Source organism: Bacillus sp. FJAT-18017 (assembly GCF_001278805.1).
GTDB lineage: Bacteria > Bacillota > Bacilli > Bacillales > Cytobacillaceae > Bacillus_D.
In genome coordinates this window covers 4011449-4027210 of record NZ_CP012602.1, presented here as the reverse complement: position 1 = coordinate 4027210, position 15762 = coordinate 4011449, and the positions used below count along the sequence as shown (strand labels likewise).

General features: G+C 40.7%; 15 protein-coding genes and 1 tRNA gene. 13 read left to right on the top strand and 3 right to left on the bottom strand.

From position 1 onward, the window contains the following. Positions 1–218 precede the first annotated feature (218 nt). From AM500_RS18640 to AM500_RS18625, 4 genes are all read left to right on the top strand, one after another. Entirely contained in the window at positions 219–905 is a 687-nt protein-coding gene (locus AM500_RS18640) for a conserved phage C-terminal domain-containing protein (RefSeq protein ID WP_053600564.1), read from the top strand. Beyond that, positions 889–1233 carry a replicative helicase loader/inhibitor gene (locus AM500_RS18635; protein ID WP_053600563.1) on the top strand — a complete coding sequence of 115 codons (345 nt, stop codon included), beginning with the start codon at positions 889–891 and terminating at the stop codon, positions 1231–1233. Before AM500_RS18640 ends, AM500_RS18635 begins: the two co-directional genes overlap by 17 nt. Next, complete coding sequence (gene dnaB, locus AM500_RS18630; RefSeq protein WP_053600562.1) at positions 1233–2597, top strand: replicative DNA helicase; 1365 nt, start codon at positions 1233–1235, stop codon at positions 2595–2597. The genes AM500_RS18635 and dnaB overlap by 1 nt, the downstream gene beginning before the upstream one ends. A gap of 96 nt (positions 2598–2693) precedes the next feature. Beyond that, a complete protein-coding gene (locus AM500_RS18625) occupies positions 2694–3386 on the top strand; it encodes a GIY-YIG nuclease family protein (protein ID WP_053600561.1) in 693 nt (230 codons plus the stop codon). Between the two features lie 196 nt (positions 3387–3582). On the opposite strand, the gene AM500_RS18620 is transcribed toward AM500_RS18625, so the two are convergent. Next, positions 3583–4041 carry a hypothetical protein gene (locus tag AM500_RS18620; protein WP_053600560.1) on the bottom strand — a complete coding sequence of 153 codons (459 nt, stop codon included), beginning with the start codon at positions 4039–4041 and terminating at the stop codon, positions 3583–3585. 38 nt (positions 4042–4079) lie between these two features. Further along, positions 4080–4847: a helix-turn-helix domain-containing protein gene (locus tag AM500_RS18615; RefSeq protein ID WP_053600559.1), complete on the bottom strand. Its 768-nt coding sequence runs from the start codon at positions 4845–4847 to the stop codon at positions 4080–4082. A 393-nt stretch (positions 4848–5240) separates the two neighbouring features. Here AM500_RS18615 and AM500_RS18610 point away from each other — a divergent pair, with 393 nt between their 5' ends. From AM500_RS18610 to AM500_RS26440, 4 genes are all read left to right on the top strand, one after another. Continuing rightward, positions 5241–5903, top strand: a complete 663-nt coding sequence (locus tag AM500_RS18610) for a coiled-coil domain-containing protein (RefSeq protein ID WP_053600558.1) — start codon at positions 5241–5243, stop codon at positions 5901–5903. A 120-nt stretch (positions 5904–6023) separates the two neighbouring features. Further along, the gene (locus AM500_RS18605) at positions 6024–6656 is read left to right on the top strand and encodes a hypothetical protein (RefSeq protein ID WP_053600557.1); all 633 of its coding nucleotides are present in this window, start codon (positions 6024–6026) and stop codon (positions 6654–6656) included. Between the two features lie 143 nt (positions 6657–6799). Beyond that, positions 6800–6872, top strand: a tRNA-Val gene (locus AM500_RS18600). An 86-nt stretch (positions 6873–6958) separates the two neighbouring features. Further along, positions 6959–7237 carry a recombinase family protein gene (locus AM500_RS26440; RefSeq protein ID WP_082347289.1) on the top strand — a complete coding sequence of 93 codons (279 nt, stop codon included), beginning with the start codon at positions 6959–6961 and terminating at the stop codon, positions 7235–7237. Between the two features lie 353 nt (positions 7238–7590). On the opposite strand, the gene fdhD is transcribed toward AM500_RS26440, so the two are convergent. Further along, complete coding sequence (fdhD, locus tag AM500_RS18595) at positions 7591–8379, bottom strand: formate dehydrogenase accessory sulfurtransferase FdhD (protein ID WP_053600556.1); 789 nt, start codon at positions 8377–8379, stop codon at positions 7591–7593. 384 nt (positions 8380–8763) lie between these two features. Between fdhD and AM500_RS18590 the strand changes: the two genes are divergently transcribed. The 5 genes from AM500_RS18590 (at position 8764) to AM500_RS18570 (ending at position 15651) form a co-directional block, all read left to right on the top strand. Next, positions 8764–10020, top strand: a complete 1257-nt coding sequence (locus tag AM500_RS18590) for an L-lactate MFS transporter (protein ID WP_053600555.1) — start codon at positions 8764–8766, stop codon at positions 10018–10020. Positions 10021–10089: 69 nt separating this feature from the next. Next, positions 10090–10449, top strand: a complete 360-nt coding sequence (locus tag AM500_RS18585; protein ID WP_053600554.1) for a Na-translocating system protein MpsC family protein — start codon at positions 10090–10092, stop codon at positions 10447–10449. Between the two features lie 135 nt (positions 10450–10584). Further along, a complete protein-coding gene (locus AM500_RS18580; protein ID WP_053600553.1) occupies positions 10585–12945 on the top strand; it encodes an FdhF/YdeP family oxidoreductase in 2361 nt (786 codons plus the stop codon). 490 nt (positions 12946–13435) lie between these two features. Continuing rightward, positions 13436–14785 carry a phytoene desaturase family protein gene (locus AM500_RS18575; RefSeq protein WP_269432502.1) on the top strand — a complete coding sequence of 450 codons (1350 nt, stop codon included), beginning with the start codon at positions 13436–13438 and terminating at the stop codon, positions 14783–14785. After that, entirely contained in the window at positions 14782–15651 is an 870-nt protein-coding gene (locus AM500_RS18570) for an RNA polymerase sigma-70 factor (RefSeq protein ID WP_053600551.1), read from the top strand. Before AM500_RS18575 ends, AM500_RS18570 begins: the two co-directional genes overlap by 4 nt. Positions 15652–15762 lie beyond the last annotated feature (111 nt).

Genomic DNA, 15762 nt, shown 5'->3' with positions numbered 1-15762 from the left:
TTCAACTTGACCCCCCCATACCATAGAGTACTTCATAGATTACGACAAAGATATATACATCCCCGGTTGCTATCGCAGCCGGGTTATTTTTTGTGTCAAAAATTGTTCATATTTGACCATGTCCTTTTGGGGGGCTCATCTATATATAAAAGGTGAGAGGCTGGAGTGATAATGTTTGACGCGATGCAGTGGTGACTACTAGAAACGGAGGTTTTTGTATGAGCAATTTGTTGATTAGTGAACGGCCGATGATGGTGATCCCGGCTTTGGCGGTGAAGATTGGCTTGAATGAAGCGATTGTGCTACAGCAAATCCATTATTGGCTGAAAAAGAAGCTTCATGTGATTGAGGGGAGAAGCTGGGTGTATAACACCTATAAGGAGTGGAACCAGCAACTCCCGTTTTGGTCGGAGAGTACAATCAAGCGAGTGTTTAAAACGTTGGAGGATCTGGGCTATGTTCTATCGGGCAATTTCAACAGATCCAAGCTGGATCAGACTAAGTGGTACACAATTGATTATGAAAAATTGAAGGAGCTTGATGAAGGGGAATCCATCACAGAAGAAATTCTGCCGGAGACTGATGTTCAGGAGAAACAGGAAATGGAAAAGATTCCGGTAGCTGAAGTGGTGGAGTACCTGAATGAAAAAACCAACTCGTCCTATAAGGTTGGGACAGGCAAGACTCGGAAGCTAATCACTTCCCGCTGGAAGGAAGGGTTCAGGCTGTCTGATTTCACGACTGTCATTGATAAAAAAGCGGATGAGTGGCTCGATCATCCGAAGTGGAGCCGGTACCTGAGGCCGGAGACGCTTTTTGGTCCAAAGTTTGAATCGTATTTAAACGAGAAGACTGCCAAAACAAAGCTGCGTGAGGAGGATTTCCGCTTTGATGACGAAACGTGAAGTGTTTTTACTATTAAAGATGATCACGACTTATTATGAGCATTTTGTGGTTGACCAGGAAAAGGTCGACAATTGGCACAGGCTTTTGAAAGAATCCTCCTTTGAACAGTGTAAGCAGCGGCTCTTAGCCCATGCCGCTGTTTCTCCATACCCGCCTAGAATTTGTGATTTTGCTTCTAAACCGGCTGCTGTTGGGAGAGCGATACCTAACTGCAATGAGACGAACTATGTTCTTTTTCAGCGGGAAAGGCCAGCAAGTGCTGAGGTAGCCGAGGCACATATGGCTAAGATCAGGGAAATTCTTGGGATCGAGAGGAGGAATTCATAATGTCTGTTGTAGCAATAAATAGCTATAAAACAGGTGATGGACGGCTGGTAAACTATGAGGCTGAAGAGGCATTTGTCGGGTCATTCTTTCTAGATGGAACGCTGATGCAAGAATGCACAGTACAACCGATCCAACTGTATACCTATAAATTAAGAAGTATATTTTCAGTCATTTGCCGGCTGTATGAAAAAGGTAAGCCTATTGACATTATCACGGTTGCAGAGGAAGCTGGCATTCAGGAGCTTGAGAGCCTTGGAGGTATTGGCTATCTCACCGATATCGCAATCAGTGTTCCGACCACCGAAAATTTTCATTTCTACCAAAACACAGTCATGGAATATCACCAAAAAAGAAAAACAATTGAAATTGCCGGAAAAATTAGGGATAGGGCACGGGATGGAGATATCAAGGATGTCCTTAACGAAGGCATCAAACAACTAAGGCTGATTGAAGATGTGCAAGGAACCGATGATGCTGGGGATATCAGAACTGGGCTCGTGGACTTGTATATCGACTGTGAAAAGGACATAGGGGAAATCACCGGAGTTCCTTCAGGATTTTACAAACTGGACAAGCTGACCGGCGGTTTTCAGGAGTCAGACCTAGTGGTCGTTGGTGCACGCCCAAGTATGGGGAAAACAGCCTTTGCACTGAACATTGCATTGAATGCAGCTAAAGAGGATGTGACAGCTATTTTTTCTTTAGAAATGCCAAAAAGACAATTGCTGCGAAGGGCTGCAGGCTCAATCGGCAACATCAGCAGCATTAAGATGAGAAACCCAAAGCAAACCTTTAATCAAGAGGAATGGAATAACTTCCAGTATGCCATAAGTATCCTTTCGAGATTAAACATGAGAATATTCGACCAAGCAGGATTGGACATTAGCTATATTTGGACAAAGGTCAGGCAGTTGAGAAAGGAATTCGGTGAAGAAAAAAGGATTCTAGTGGTAATTGATTATCTCCAACTGATTACCGGCAACCCCAGGCATCAAGCAAATCGCCAGGCAGAAGTCAGCGAAATCAGCCGATTACTCAAACAAATGGCCAGGGAAACGAATGCAGTGGTCATTGCGCTATCCCAGCTTAGTCGAGGAGTAGAAAACCGCCAGGACAAACGGCCAATGTTATCGGATCTGCGAGAGAGCGGACAGATTGAACAGGATGCAGATGTGATTGCGTTTCTGTATCGCGAGGGATATTACGAGAAAAAAGAAGAAGAGAGAGCGATGAAGGAGACTCAACCACACCAGGGACAACCGGCAGAATGTCAGGTAATTGAGGTGATCGTCGCCAAGCAGCGGAACGGACCAATCGGGACAGTTGAACTGGCATTTATGATGGAAGTGGGTAGGTTTGGGTGAGGATGGGTTGGTCTTAGTCTACGATACTGAACTTTAAAAGAGATGAAGAAACAAAATTGATAAATAATTATAACCAGAGTTAAAGGGGGAGGTTACATGGGAAATTCGGAATATAAATATAAAAATATTCATCTTACTCCTACTATAAGTAGAGATCTTATTCTAGAAATATTTAATAGAAGCACAGTCGAGAGAAAAACGATTATTCAAGAAATTATAAAAATCCATATAGAGAGAGGTGGAAAAGAACGCAGAGCGAAAGATAGGCCCAGAATGGTGAAAAAGGCGTTAGAACGGTTAGTGAAGGAAGGGTACGCCACAAAACGCTCACTGGGTTATTGGCAAATAAATAACGAAAACAAAAGTGACATTATTGACATTGTGCCAACTCCTGATGAAAGAGAACATCAACCAGAAAAAACAAAAGATGATGAAGTGGATATTATTTTGGGAAGGGGTCCAAGTGCAGTTTATTTATATTACTTTCCTAGTTACAAGAAAAATCGGGAAAAAGATAAAGATACATGGGAATGTAAAATCGGGAAAACGGATAGGGACCCATTCCAAAGAATAAGTTCTCAAGCTTCAACAGCCTTGCCCGAAAAACCTAAAGTAGCAATCATAATAAAAACAGACAACGCACATGCTTTGGAGCTGGCTATTCACAATATCCTTACTTATAGAAAGAAAAATTTAGAAACTGCTTTAGGTAAAGAATGGTTTGATACCAATCCTGATGAGTTTTTTACTATTGTACAATTCATCTCAAAATCAACTCTACTCTTTTAATATATGACAAAGCATGCTTGCAGCGAGCATGCTTTGTTTTAATAATAAACTCCATGTGACTAATACTCTTCCGATAAGACTCAAAAAAGTTCTCCAGCGTCCTATGAGATATGAGACTCCAACCAATACTCATGGATCCAGAAAGTACAGCGAACGTTTTTCCCCGTTCATCACATTTAATAAAGAAAAATTAATACTATGCAGTTTTAGTTTTGTTTTTACCCTTTTCTTTTTCCTTCTTCTGTTGATTTTCATGCCATTTTTTATATCCAGTGATATGTTCTTCTAGTAATTGAGTATAATAAAACCATGTGTGAGTCTCTATTTTAGAGGTATAATCACTAAGGCACTTCCAATTAGAAATTAGCTCAGCAGCGGGTACAATAAATTTTTTATCCTGTGCAGCAATTTTAATCAAGTTGCTACAAACACTCTTGGTCCAATTTTCCCTCGAATATTTTTCGCTTGATTCCTCATTTGGTATCCCAATTAATTCTAAGACAATATCAATCATGTTTAACATTTCTTCATCAAAAACCTCAATTGCTTTTGACATGATTGGTTCGTGCTGAAAAACATTTTTGAATGAATCCTGTTTTTCATAGTAATCCGATAAGGTATTAATGACTTTTTCCAATAATAATTGTATTTCCATTTTTATACACCCTCTCTTCTTATAGAATTAGTTCTGAATTATTCGGTCAAAGAACTACTTAAAGTTTTTTTCCATATAATTTGGAAGTCTTCAAATTTCGAAAATGGAGATCGTTCAAAGTTATTTTGAATAAATAGATTTGAGTCAGACCCTAATGTATAGCAGAAGTCAGCCGGCAACTCTGATTGTGAATTTGAATAATTGTCAGTTTTTCTTTCAAAATCCTGATCAATAAAGAATTCGATTTCATTTATATGTAATTTTAGAACATATTTTTCCAATGCTTTAATAAAAGCATCTTTTATAATAGCCTCATTGAGCAAAACTTGATTAACTGAAACATAAAAATTGGCTACTTGTAAAATTGACCTATTATTAATATTTAAAAGCCGCAAATTAAAGTCTAATTGAATTGAACTTAACTCATATTCATTTTTTACAGAAGCAGTTTTATATCGACCATAAGATGAAACTTTACAGGATACCCCAACTTGCAGGAGTAAATTTCTTAAATAGTTTAGGTTTTCCGGACTGAAAACCTGATTATGATGAAAAAGGGGGTTTTCCTTATACTTTTCTGCAGTTCTTTCATAATAGATTTTTTCTGGATCATCCTCTATCAGGTCCTTAATGCTGCAATCTAATACTTCGGCTAAAATACTTAAACTTTTCAAATTAGTATTATGATAAGGGTTGTTTACTATTTTTCTTATAGTATTAATACATAAACCGCAGATTTTATCTAATCTGTATTGTGATAAGTTGTTTTCTTCCATAAGCTTTTTAAGGTTATTCTTATATTTCATGACCATGCCCTCCCATTTGTTTAATTTAGTTTAATTTTAACTGTGAGGTGTTAATTGGGGTAGCTCCATTTTAGTGGAGGGAGGGTAGATGGGAGTCCAACACATTTTTTGATTGTAACCGCATAAAGAAAAGGCTAGGTATCTTTAAATGTTCTAACTGACTCAATTAGTAGATCCCTTATTTTTTATTCATTTAATGATTTCCAGCTTCTTATCAACCTGCCCCTTCATACTCCAATATGTTACTGTGACTTGTCGCCAAGGGAAATGATTTCTAATACAGTAGTGAAATTAGAAAATTTATTTTAGACTAAGCCTATTTCTTTAGAAATTTCCTTTTATATGGTATATTATAGGTAAAAAGAACTTGTGTTCGCTTTGGAGAGTGGTAGCATGCCAAAAATGTTTAGAGATACCCGCCGCCAAGGAAATGTAAAAAAGAACATAGAATTAAATAAGACGAAAAAAGAAGCTCTTAATGAAAAGTTTTTAACTCGCGTTCAAATAAAAGATAAAGCGATAAAACTAAACGATAAAACAGAGGATCTAAGGCAAATAAAAGAAAGCTATAAAAAGTTGAAAAAGGCTCAAAAGGAGATTGAGGCCCAAAAGAAACTTATTCATGAATTAAGAGAAGAGAACAGGCTAGAAAAACAAAAGAATGAGTCATTGAAAAGGGAAAAGTGGGAGTTGCAAGAGGAGTTGAATCAGGTAACCAAGCGGTTTGAAATAAAAGCCATGGAGTTACATACGTCTCTTCAAAAAGAATTAAAACAGACAAAAGAACTGGAGTCGCAGCTCGACCTGCTCAAAAAGGAAAAACGTAGAAAACGAGTCTCTGATAAGCAAAAAAATTTGGCCAATCAGGTGAAGCAGCTGCGGGAACAAAATACGGCTTTAAAACAAAAGTTGGACAATTTTGATTCAATCGTGATCCAGGAACACGGTGACTTAAGAGAGGAACTAGCAAAGTTACAAAGAGAACTTGATACATACAAAGTTTTTGAAAATAATTTAAGAAGCAATCCTGAATTGCTAATTAGTTATTTCCAGTAACGGTTTGGTGCCAGTTACTTACCTCAATTATTACTCTTGTTGGAGCAGTATATTTCCAAGGAGAATTTAAAGTATTTTTACCGAGATGGTCAGAATGTCTTTTATACGTTTATGAGGAGAGTGGGCCTGTTAAGCCATTTATCAAAAAAGCATGCCAATAATCCTTATATTTTAAGGAATCCAAGGTATTTTCAGGACATGGAACGCCTCGGCTATTTAGCCTTCGAAGACGGTGAGTGGATATTCACGGATTTAACCACCACCGCAGAAATTAACTGTTTTCCGGTTAAGGATCCTTCAATTATTCCTCCTGATTCAACAGATTTACCTGCAAGGGCTAGAGTGCAGGTAGGAGTAGCGGAAATAACCCGCTTTTACTCCTGGTATGGCTCTACTCCAACCAGTAATAATAAAAAAGAAAATAGAAAGGATTCAAAGCCAAAGAAGTATAAGTCGTTTGGCAACTTCAAAATTTTGATTGTGGGGTCCAGGCAAATGAATGATTACATGTCCCGGCTTGAAAAGCATGGGTGCTTAGTTGAAGTTCATAATCCTTATGAAGACGGATTTGAATTATTAAAGGGACGGGTTGGAAGAGCGGAAATCATTCTTGTGTGTGAGCGGCATGTACCGCATAATGTATGGGATTATATTGATAGGCGGCAGCCGTACGTTAGTGTACTCAAAAAAGATAGTGCAGACTTAATTTCAACTTACACTTATTTAACTCTGCAGAGATGCGAATTAATTTAATATTAAAAATCAGGCACTTTTGATATATAATTTGTGTAATGTAAGAGGGAATATGAATTTTAAAAAATCTTATAATCCTCTTGACTCTTATATAAAATCCTAGTATAGTAATAAATGTCCTCACCAAGAGGGAAACAAAATACGATCTCGTAGCTCAGCCGGGAGAGCACTACCTTGACAGGGTAGGGGTCGCTGGTTCGAACCCAGTCGAGATCATAACTAGTCCTGATACATACTGTATTAGGACTTTTTTATTTTTTGACTTAACCGAACAGACTTAGGTGTTTCTGGCTACCAGGTGAATAGATGACAGGAAAGGCTTCCAGAGAATTAGGATCGGTGCCAAATCTGGCAGATTTGATGTCCTTCTTGTTTATATGTTGGATCGCTTAGGAAGAAATCCTGAGGAAATGAAGACTCTCATTAACGAACTACTTAGACAAGGAATAGTAGTATGTCAGTCATTGAAGGAAAGATTAAGGAGTTCTCCAAACAGGAAGAGAAATAATGCCCACTTCCTGCAGCTTGCAATTATTTTTTCTTGCCTGCCCAAAAGCTGGGCATTTTTTTTGTTTGCATGAATAATTCATTAATATAGTAATATAAAAAAATATATAAACTTACGGTTTGTAGGGAGGGAATCTAATAAAATAAATTAACACTTTAGGAATTAGATCACAGCAAATGGAATATACGAATCCAATATAACTTACTAAATTCTTTTGAAGAAGATTAAAGGAACGCCATAAAGTAAAGCGTACCCAGTGTGAAGTGCATTTTTAAAAAAGGCCATGAGACATCAAATCTGGATGAAAGTTTGATACTCCCATACCCCAAGTTGCCCTTTTGCAGAAATCATTTAGAGTCAGAAAACTTTCAACGAAGCCTGGTTTTATTAAAAAGAAGATGTTCCCTAGACTCTGTGGTGGAAGAGTCAATCAATTATTCTTTCAGGACAGGAATACACATTGAATGACTCGCCCCGAACGAAGCCAACTGCTGTAATGTTTAAATCTTGGGCAAGTCTGATTGCCAAATTGGTCGGAGCTGACTTGGATAATACAATTCCTACCCCAATCTTTGAAGCTTTCAATAGCACTTCAGAAGAGATTCTTCCGCTGAATACAATAGCTTTATCCCTTACAGAAATATTATTCAAAATACTATATCCAAATAACTTATCCAAGGCGTTATGCCTGCCAATATCGGTGCGAACAGCAATGATTTCATCCGGCGTACACAGTGCTGCATTATGGACTCCTCCTGTTTCTTGAAACACCACTGAGCTGTTTTGCATCTCATTCATGAGATAAATGCTTTGGGATGCACTTATCTTTGTTTTTGACATGGAGGTTCTGGCTGTCCGGGCGTCATTATGGAAATAGAACTGGCGGCTTTTTCCGCAGCAAGAGCCAATGAACCGCTTTGAATAATACTGCTGATTTGTAGTAGAATGCACTTTTAATGCAACATAGGCAACTCCACGAGCTTCATCAATGTTGAGTGAAAGTATGTCACTGTATGTACGTATGACCCCTTCGGAAGCAAGGAAACCGATAACCATTTCTTCAAAATGAGTAGGAGTAATGACCATTGTGGCAAATTCGACGTCATTGACATACACAGTCAGAGGGAATTCGTTCACAATCACATCCTCAACATCAAGAAAAGTTCCATTGGCATATTTGGTTATTTGATATTTTTGGCTCATACCTTCCAGCATTATATTCACCCCAACTTGTTACAAAATTTTGAATATCTAAAATCTAACCATATTCTTTTCATTTTCACAAGCAAAAATATTTAACATGCACATAGTGATAAATTATTAGGTTAGGAGTTGCACTTGGCTTTGTGAAATGGTAAGATTTCTATAATTCACAAAAATGTCACAATTTGACTTGAAATAGCGAACCTGTTCTCGGTTAAATGGTGAACATTTGAAAGCGATTACTGTTAGTCTGAAAGTAGCGAACCTGCTGGAACCTAACCGTCAGTCTTTTTCTGCATGCCCTTTTGCATGTATGACAGATTGGCGGTTTTTTTGTTGCGATTTGCCCTACAGACAAGCAGACCATGCAGAAACTTACAAAAGAGGAGGAACGGAATGAAAACGAAAAACCGATGGCTCATTGCTGCATCGGCTGTGGGAATTCATATTTCCATTGGCTCTGTCTATGCTTGGAGCAACTTTACAAATCCCTTAATGGAGCAATTTGGCTGGACTGCAAAGCAAGTACAATTCACCTTCAGCCTTGCCATCCTGTTTCTTGGCTTATCTGCTGCCTTCCTTGGCCATTTTGTCGAAAAGCACGGGCCGAAAAAGGCTGGACTCCTTTCAGCCGCGTTCTTCGGCGCCGGCATTATAGGTTCAGGACTCGCAGTAAATCTTGGTTCCCTGCCACTACTGTACATAACTTATGGAGTATTGGGCGGCATCGGCCTGGGAGTCGGTTATATCGCTCCGGTTTCAACGCTTGTAAAATGGTTCCCTGATAGGCGTGGCCTGGCAACAGGACTTGCAATCATGGGATTTGGTTTCGCGGCTGCAATCAGCAGTCCGATCATGGATTCATTGATAAAATCTGTTGGCACCGCAAATACGTTTTATATTTTAGGAGCTGCTTACCTTGCACTTATGACATTATCTTCTCTTTATTTGGAAAAGCCACCAGAGAATTGGCTGCCTGAAGGATTCAAGGCAAAGGTCAAATCCGGAAAAGTGAAAGTTAAGCAGGATTTATCACAGTTAACGGCTAATGAAGCTGTTAAAACGAAGCGTTTTTATTATCTATGGCTGATGCTATTCATCAACGTAACGTGCGGGATCGCAATCCTGTCTGCTGCAAAGCCACTGGCACAGGAGAGTATTGGATTGACAACAGCCGGAGCAGCTGCACTTGTCGGGGTAATGGGATTATTCAACGGTTTCGGCCGCCTTGGCTGGGCATCGATTTCTGATTATATCGGCCGTCCTAATACGTATACCATTTTCTTTGCAACTCAAATTGCCTTGTTTGCGTTGCTGCCTCATACAACAAATGCTTTGCTATTCCAGATCATGCTTTCGATTGTTTACACTATGTACGGTGGCGGTTTCGCTTCAATTCCTGCCTACATCGGTGATTTGTTTGGAACAAAACAGCTTGGTGCGATTCACGGTTATATTCTTACAGCATGGGCAGCAGCAGGGTTGGCCGGCCCGATGTTTGCGGCATGGATGTTTGATAAAACACAAAGCTATGCAGCAAGCCTGACCTATTTCGCAGCATTGTTTGTCGTTGCACTTGCCGTATCAATCGTTATCCGATTTGACATTCGCAAGTTGAGCAAACAAAACGAGCAACAAAAGCTCGCTTCTTGATTTCTTTTCGATAGGGGCTGGATGTGGTAAAATACCAATCATTAGATGCCTCTAGAGCAGGGGGAAATTATGAATAAATACGAAGCGGAGTTTAGCAATCTAGTTCGTTCCTTTCGGAAGAAGCATATGGGAAAGGGACCAAGTAAAATCACGACTACTTTCTGCAAAAACTGGGCCATTTGTGAAATGGAAGGCAACCTTTCACCAGTGGAAAAATTTATTGCATCTGCCAACGAGGGAAAACAGGCATTGCGATCGGCTAGAACTGAAATGGTGAAAGACATGTATCGCAAAAACCCTCCGGTGGAAATGGAAGAATTTCTTGGCTGCAATTTTGTTGAGTTGTTCGTAGATATTGATATCGACCGTGACTTTGGAATGTCAGTTTTTGTTTTTGACCAAGACATCCAAAAAAAGTTTTGTAATTAAATTGATGGTATGGCACTTGGCAGCGTTCCTGCTAAAGACTAACCACCGTTCACCTGAGAATTCTATGGAATTTCTGGGTTTTCGGTGGTTTTTCTTTTCAGAAAGGCTTTATTGATTTAAATAGGAGTGTTTTATATGGGAAAAACGAAACATCCAGGACCTCAGAAAACATCGGCAAGGCCGGCACCGGAACATTGGGTTAGTCCCATTCCTTTCGGGCTTGGCAAAGTAAAGCCGAAACATATACGTGATACTGTTAAAACACTATGGGACAATCGCGACAATTTTGGGTATGCCACGAATATCCTGACAAAAGGTGTTTGTGATGGCTGCGCGCTAGGTGTTTCCGGGCTTCAGGATCAGACATTGGCAGGCCCGCATATTTGTACAACAAGATTGAATGTCCTCCGCTTGAATACAATCGGTGCGATTAAACCGGAAATCCTTCATGCCGATATTGATGAACTAAGGAAATACAGCAGCCCCGAGCTCCGCAAGCTTGGCAGGATTCCTTATCCGATGATTCGCAGGAAAGGTGAGCGCAAGTTCTCACGATTGACCTGGAATGAAGCAATGGATATGATAGCTGAGAAAATGAAGAAGCTCGATCCGAAACAATTTGCGTTTTATCTGACTGCACGCGGCATTACCAATGAATCGTATTATGTTGCGGGGAAAGTATCACGATTCCTTGGGACAAACAATATCGACAACGCCAGCCGAATTTGCCATTCCCCTTCAAAGACGGCCATGAAGCGTTCCATCGGCGTCGGGGCTTCAACGGCCAATTACCTTGATTGGATTGGAACCGATGTACTTGTTTTCTGGGGAAGTGTTGCCTCTAACAGTTCACCTGTATCTTCCAAATACATGCTTGAAGCTAAGAAAAAAGGCACTAAAATTATTGTTGTGAATCCTTACCGGGAGCCAGCAATGGATAAATACTGGATTCCTTCCAATCCTGAATCCGCACTTTTCGGTACAAAGCTTGCTGATGATTTCTACCAAGTGAATATCGGCGGGGATATTGCCTTTATGCACGGGATTATAAAGCATTGGTTTGAAATGGATGAAACCAGGAAAGGTTCGGCAATTAACCACGAATTCGTTCAAGAACACGTAAACGGCTACATCGATTTAAAAACACATGTCCAACAGCAATCATGGGTTGACATCATTAACTCTTCAGGTGTCACGAAGGAACGGATCATTCAATTGGCGGAGCTGCTTGCAAGGAGCAAAAATGCTGTATATGCGTGGGCTATGGGACTGACGATGCACTCCTTTGCAACAGATAACATCTCGCAAGTTGCCAATCTTGCATTATTACGCGGCCATCTTGGCAGAAAACATACAGGATTAATGCCATTCCGCGGCCACTCTTCCGTACAGGGCTCAGGTGAAATGGGGGCAGACCCGTTTGTTTTACCAGGGGGAGATTTTTACGGTTCCAATATCGACCGGATTGAAACACTGTGGGGATTCAAGCTGCCTGAATGGCAGGGAGATATTGTTGGTGTCACCCTGGAAAACATAGTCCTGCCGGATGATCATGAACGGAAAATCAAACTTTACTATATGTCAGGAGGTAATTTCCTGGAGACGATGCCCGATCCTGAATTCATTGAAAAGGCATTATCCGAACTTGAAATCCGGGTTCATCAGGACATCATCCTTAATACGTCTACCTTGTTAGATGCAAAGGAAGCGGTTATTGTCCTCCCCGCCAAGACGCGTTATGAGCAGGAAGGCGGCGGAACCTCCACGTCCACTGAACGCATGGTCTATTTCAGTCCTGAAATTCCTGGCAACAGAAATCGGATTGAAGAAGCTCGTGAAGAGTGGAAAATTTACATTGATCTTGCTAGGCGAGTGAAGCCAGAAAAAGCAGCAGCAATCGATTTCAAGGACGCCCAGGAAATCCGAAACGAAATTGCATTAGCCAACCCTAACTATGACGGGATTCAACACCTGAAAAATGAAGGGGATGTATTCCAATGGGGCGGCGCCTGGTTGTGTGAGGATGGTATTTGCCCTACCCCGGATGGGCGAGGAAATCTGATTGCTGTTGATATCCCTGATCTCGGTAAAAAAGAAGGCCAATTTGTTGTTACATCTCGACGCGGCAAACAGTTCAACTCCATGGTTTACAATGAAGTTGATCCATTGAACGGTGCTGGCCGATATGATGTCTTAATGAATGAAGAAGATGCAAAGGAACTCAGCATTGCTGAAGGCGAAGGCGTCGTCGTATACAACGGATTCGGTGTATTCCAGGGAAGGGCAAGGTTTGTAGACATCTCCCGCGGTAATGTCCAGGTCCACTTCCCGGAAGGAAACTTCCTATTGCCAAGGGGCCGCTATGAAAAATATGCTGGGATCCCTGACTACAATATTACTGTCAGCCTTGAAAAGGCAGATCGCTTCAGTGCTAGGAAAGATATTCAATATGCAGAAACACGTATTGAAGAAGACGAAATTGACCCACCAGCATAAGAAGGTTAAGGAAGAGGGTTACCAAAAGTTCCTAAGCTAACCCTTTTATAATAGAAGGAACTAGTGAAAATGAAAAAACTAACAGAGCAAACCGCTGTTGCAATAACTCCAGCAATCTGGGTATGGGATGACGGCAAGGACTTAGTATAATAGCAAGGTCAGTCGGCAATTTAATTTCAGTTGATGGCGGGAACCCGTTGCAGTTCAAAGTGATGTGGTTATGACGTGTGCAGAGTATGGTTTAAAATAGCTCAAGGATATGGTAACGGCATAGTTGGCATCCAATATAGAGATTCTTCCAGACCTGCAGGGAAATTATATGCTATATATAAAAGTCGTTAAAAAAAGGGAAGTCCGATCCATAAAGGATAGATTGAGTTTTTAGCTGCTCATCTATCCTTTTTATTTTGATTTAAGAAGTTCTCCAATCAGGAAGAGATACATTATAGCCATAGGAGAATTGAAGTTTTAAAAAACTTTCGCCTCCATTTTGTCACAGAATCATTCATTCGCCCGTTATAGTAGTAAATACTCGAAAAGGATGATGACAATGACAAAATATGAAGTAGCTATTGTAGGCGGGGGAATTGCGGGTTTAACGGCTGCAATTTATGCAGCCAAAACAGGGAAACGAACGATTATATTGGAACAGCAAAAGCAATTGGGTGGCAGAGCCATCACCAACAAAAAGAATGGTGTATATTTTAATTTGGGCGCGCATGCACTGTATAAAGGTGAAGCGTATGAAGCATTCCGCGAACTCGGATTACGACTTGAGGGAAGCACACCGTCTATTGATGCATACGGCATGTGGAAAGAACAATTATTGCCATTACCAATGGACGCCTCCACATTCATTCAAACGCCGCTCCTAAGTTGGCGAGGAAAGCTCGAATTAGCGAAATGGTTAATTAAATTTGGAAAAATGGACACTAGCGTTTGGAACAAGATTAGTATCCGTGACTGGATTGAAACTCAATTGAACGATCCAATGCTGCGTAACGTGTTCTATGCACTGCTCAGAACTTCAACTTATGTGCTTGCACCTGAATTACACGCAGCTGGTCCTGCCTTAAAGCAGGTTCAGCGTGCACTTAAAGGAGTTTTGTATCTCGATAAAGGCTGGGGGACACTCGTGGAAGAACTGCGTCAACTTGCTGTCCAACAAGGAGTGGAGCTGGTCACCGGTTGTAAAGTGGCTGCAGTCGAACATCAAGTTCAAAAAGTACACTCGATTTTATGTGAGGATGGCACTAGAATAGAAGCATCAAATGTTATACTAACTACACCACCTTCCATTTCTCACAAACTAGTCCCCCATGCCGATCAAACAGCACTTGATACGTGGAACAAGCAAGCGATTCCTGTTACGGTTGCCTGTCTAGATGTTGGATTGCGCCAGCTGCCTATACATGAGCACCAATTTATCTATGGATTGGATCAACCCATTTTCTTAACGCATCAAACACGGGAGGGAAAACCAAGACCCGCTATCTTGAGTGATGATGGGACAAAACTGATCTCGCTTTTTAAATATCAGGGTCCTCTAACAGATGCAGTAAAGGATGAGGGAGAGTTGGAGCGAGTGTTAGATGTGGTACAGCCCGGTTGGCGAAATGAATTAGTGATAAGACAGTTTCTGCCGAAAATGACGGTCGTACACGATTTTCCCCATATGAAAAGAATGGAGGATCCGGGTCCTGCTGTTCCTGAAATTGAGGGACTGTATATTGCTGGTGACTGGGCCTCACATGGCGAGCTGCTCGTTGATGCATCAGTAGCCAGCGCTAAACGAGCCGTTTCACACCTACTAAATACGAGAGAGGAAATTAAATTATGAGTATGGAAGGACTTTATCAAACCTATCAATCTCTACTTTTTTCCTTAGCCTACCGTATGTTAGGCAGCGTGATGGATTCAGAGGATATTGTCCAGGAAGCGTTTATAAGCTTTAATCAGATCCCCAACCACGAACAAATTGAAAACAAAAAAGCGTATCTATGTAAGATCGCCACCAATCGCTGTCTGGATTTGATCCGGTCATCCGCAAAAAAGCGCGAGGTATACGTCGGGCCGTGGCTTCCGGAGCCATTGCTGGAAATAGAGAATTCACCTAACGATCCTTCACAAGCCTTTCTGCAACAGGAATCCATCTCCACCGCCTATTTACTATTATTACAACAACTTAATGCGATAGAACGAGCGGTCTTTTTGCTTCGTGAAGTCTTCCAATACTCGTATGATGAAATAGCTGAAATGATTGGGAAAAGCAATGCTAACTGCCGGCAAATTTTTCACCGTGCGAAAAAAAGCATGGAATATGACCCTAAGAAACAGCCTTCGATTTCGATGGCGGAATTGACAGTAAAACAGTTTGTACAATCCATCTTAAATGGGAACGTCAATCAATTATTAGACCTGGTCAGCGAAGATGTCGCCATGTACTCAGATGGAGGCGGCAAAGTAAAAGCCGCACAAATACCTATTTTCGGTGCGGCCCAAGTGGTTCAATTGCTCCGAAGCCTAATGAAAATGTATGCAGGGAAGTTCACCATAAACTATATATCTGTCAACGGTCTGCCAGGACTGATTTTAACAACCGATGATCACTTACAATATGTGTATTCCTTTGCTTTTAACGGCAATCGAATTCAGACAATCTACACGGTTGCTAATCCTGATAAACTACGGCATTTGCAAATATAATATTTAATATAATCCTCTTTTTTTACGTCGGTTGTAAAAACGTAAAATTACACTATCGAATATCTAGAATCGAACAAAAATTGTTATTTCATGGGATGGATAAAAAGAGGG

Coding starts and splice junctions, on each gene's coding strand:
- AM500_RS18610 (WP_053600558.1), top strand. CDS start 5,241: ATGCCAAAAATGTTTAGAGATACCCGCCGCCAAGGAAATGTAAAAAAG.
- AM500_RS18585 (WP_053600554.1), top strand. CDS start 10,090: ATGAATAAATACGAAGCGGAGTTTAGCAATCTAGTTCGTTCCTTTCGG.
- AM500_RS18590 (WP_053600555.1), top strand. CDS start 8,764: ATGAAAACGAAAAACCGATGGCTCATTGCTGCATCGGCTGTGGGAATT.
- AM500_RS18615 (WP_053600559.1), bottom strand. CDS start 4,847: ATGAAATATAAGAATAACCTTAAAAAGCTTATGGAAGAAAACAACTTA.
- AM500_RS18640 (WP_053600564.1), top strand. CDS start 219: ATGAGCAATTTGTTGATTAGTGAACGGCCGATGATGGTGATCCCGGCT.
- fdhD (WP_053600556.1), bottom strand. CDS start 8,379: ATGCTGGAAGGTATGAGCCAAAAATATCAAATAACCAAATATGCCAAT.
- dnaB (WP_053600562.1), top strand. CDS start 1,233: ATGTCTGTTGTAGCAATAAATAGCTATAAAACAGGTGATGGACGGCTG.
- AM500_RS18570 (WP_053600551.1), top strand. CDS start 14,782: ATGAGTATGGAAGGACTTTATCAAACCTATCAATCTCTACTTTTTTCC.
- AM500_RS18580 (WP_053600553.1), top strand. CDS start 10,585: ATGGGAAAAACGAAACATCCAGGACCTCAGAAAACATCGGCAAGGCCG.
- AM500_RS18620 (WP_053600560.1), bottom strand. CDS start 4,041: ATGGAAATACAATTATTATTGGAAAAAGTCATTAATACCTTATCGGAT.
- AM500_RS18625 (WP_053600561.1), top strand. CDS start 2,694: ATGGGAAATTCGGAATATAAATATAAAAATATTCATCTTACTCCTACT.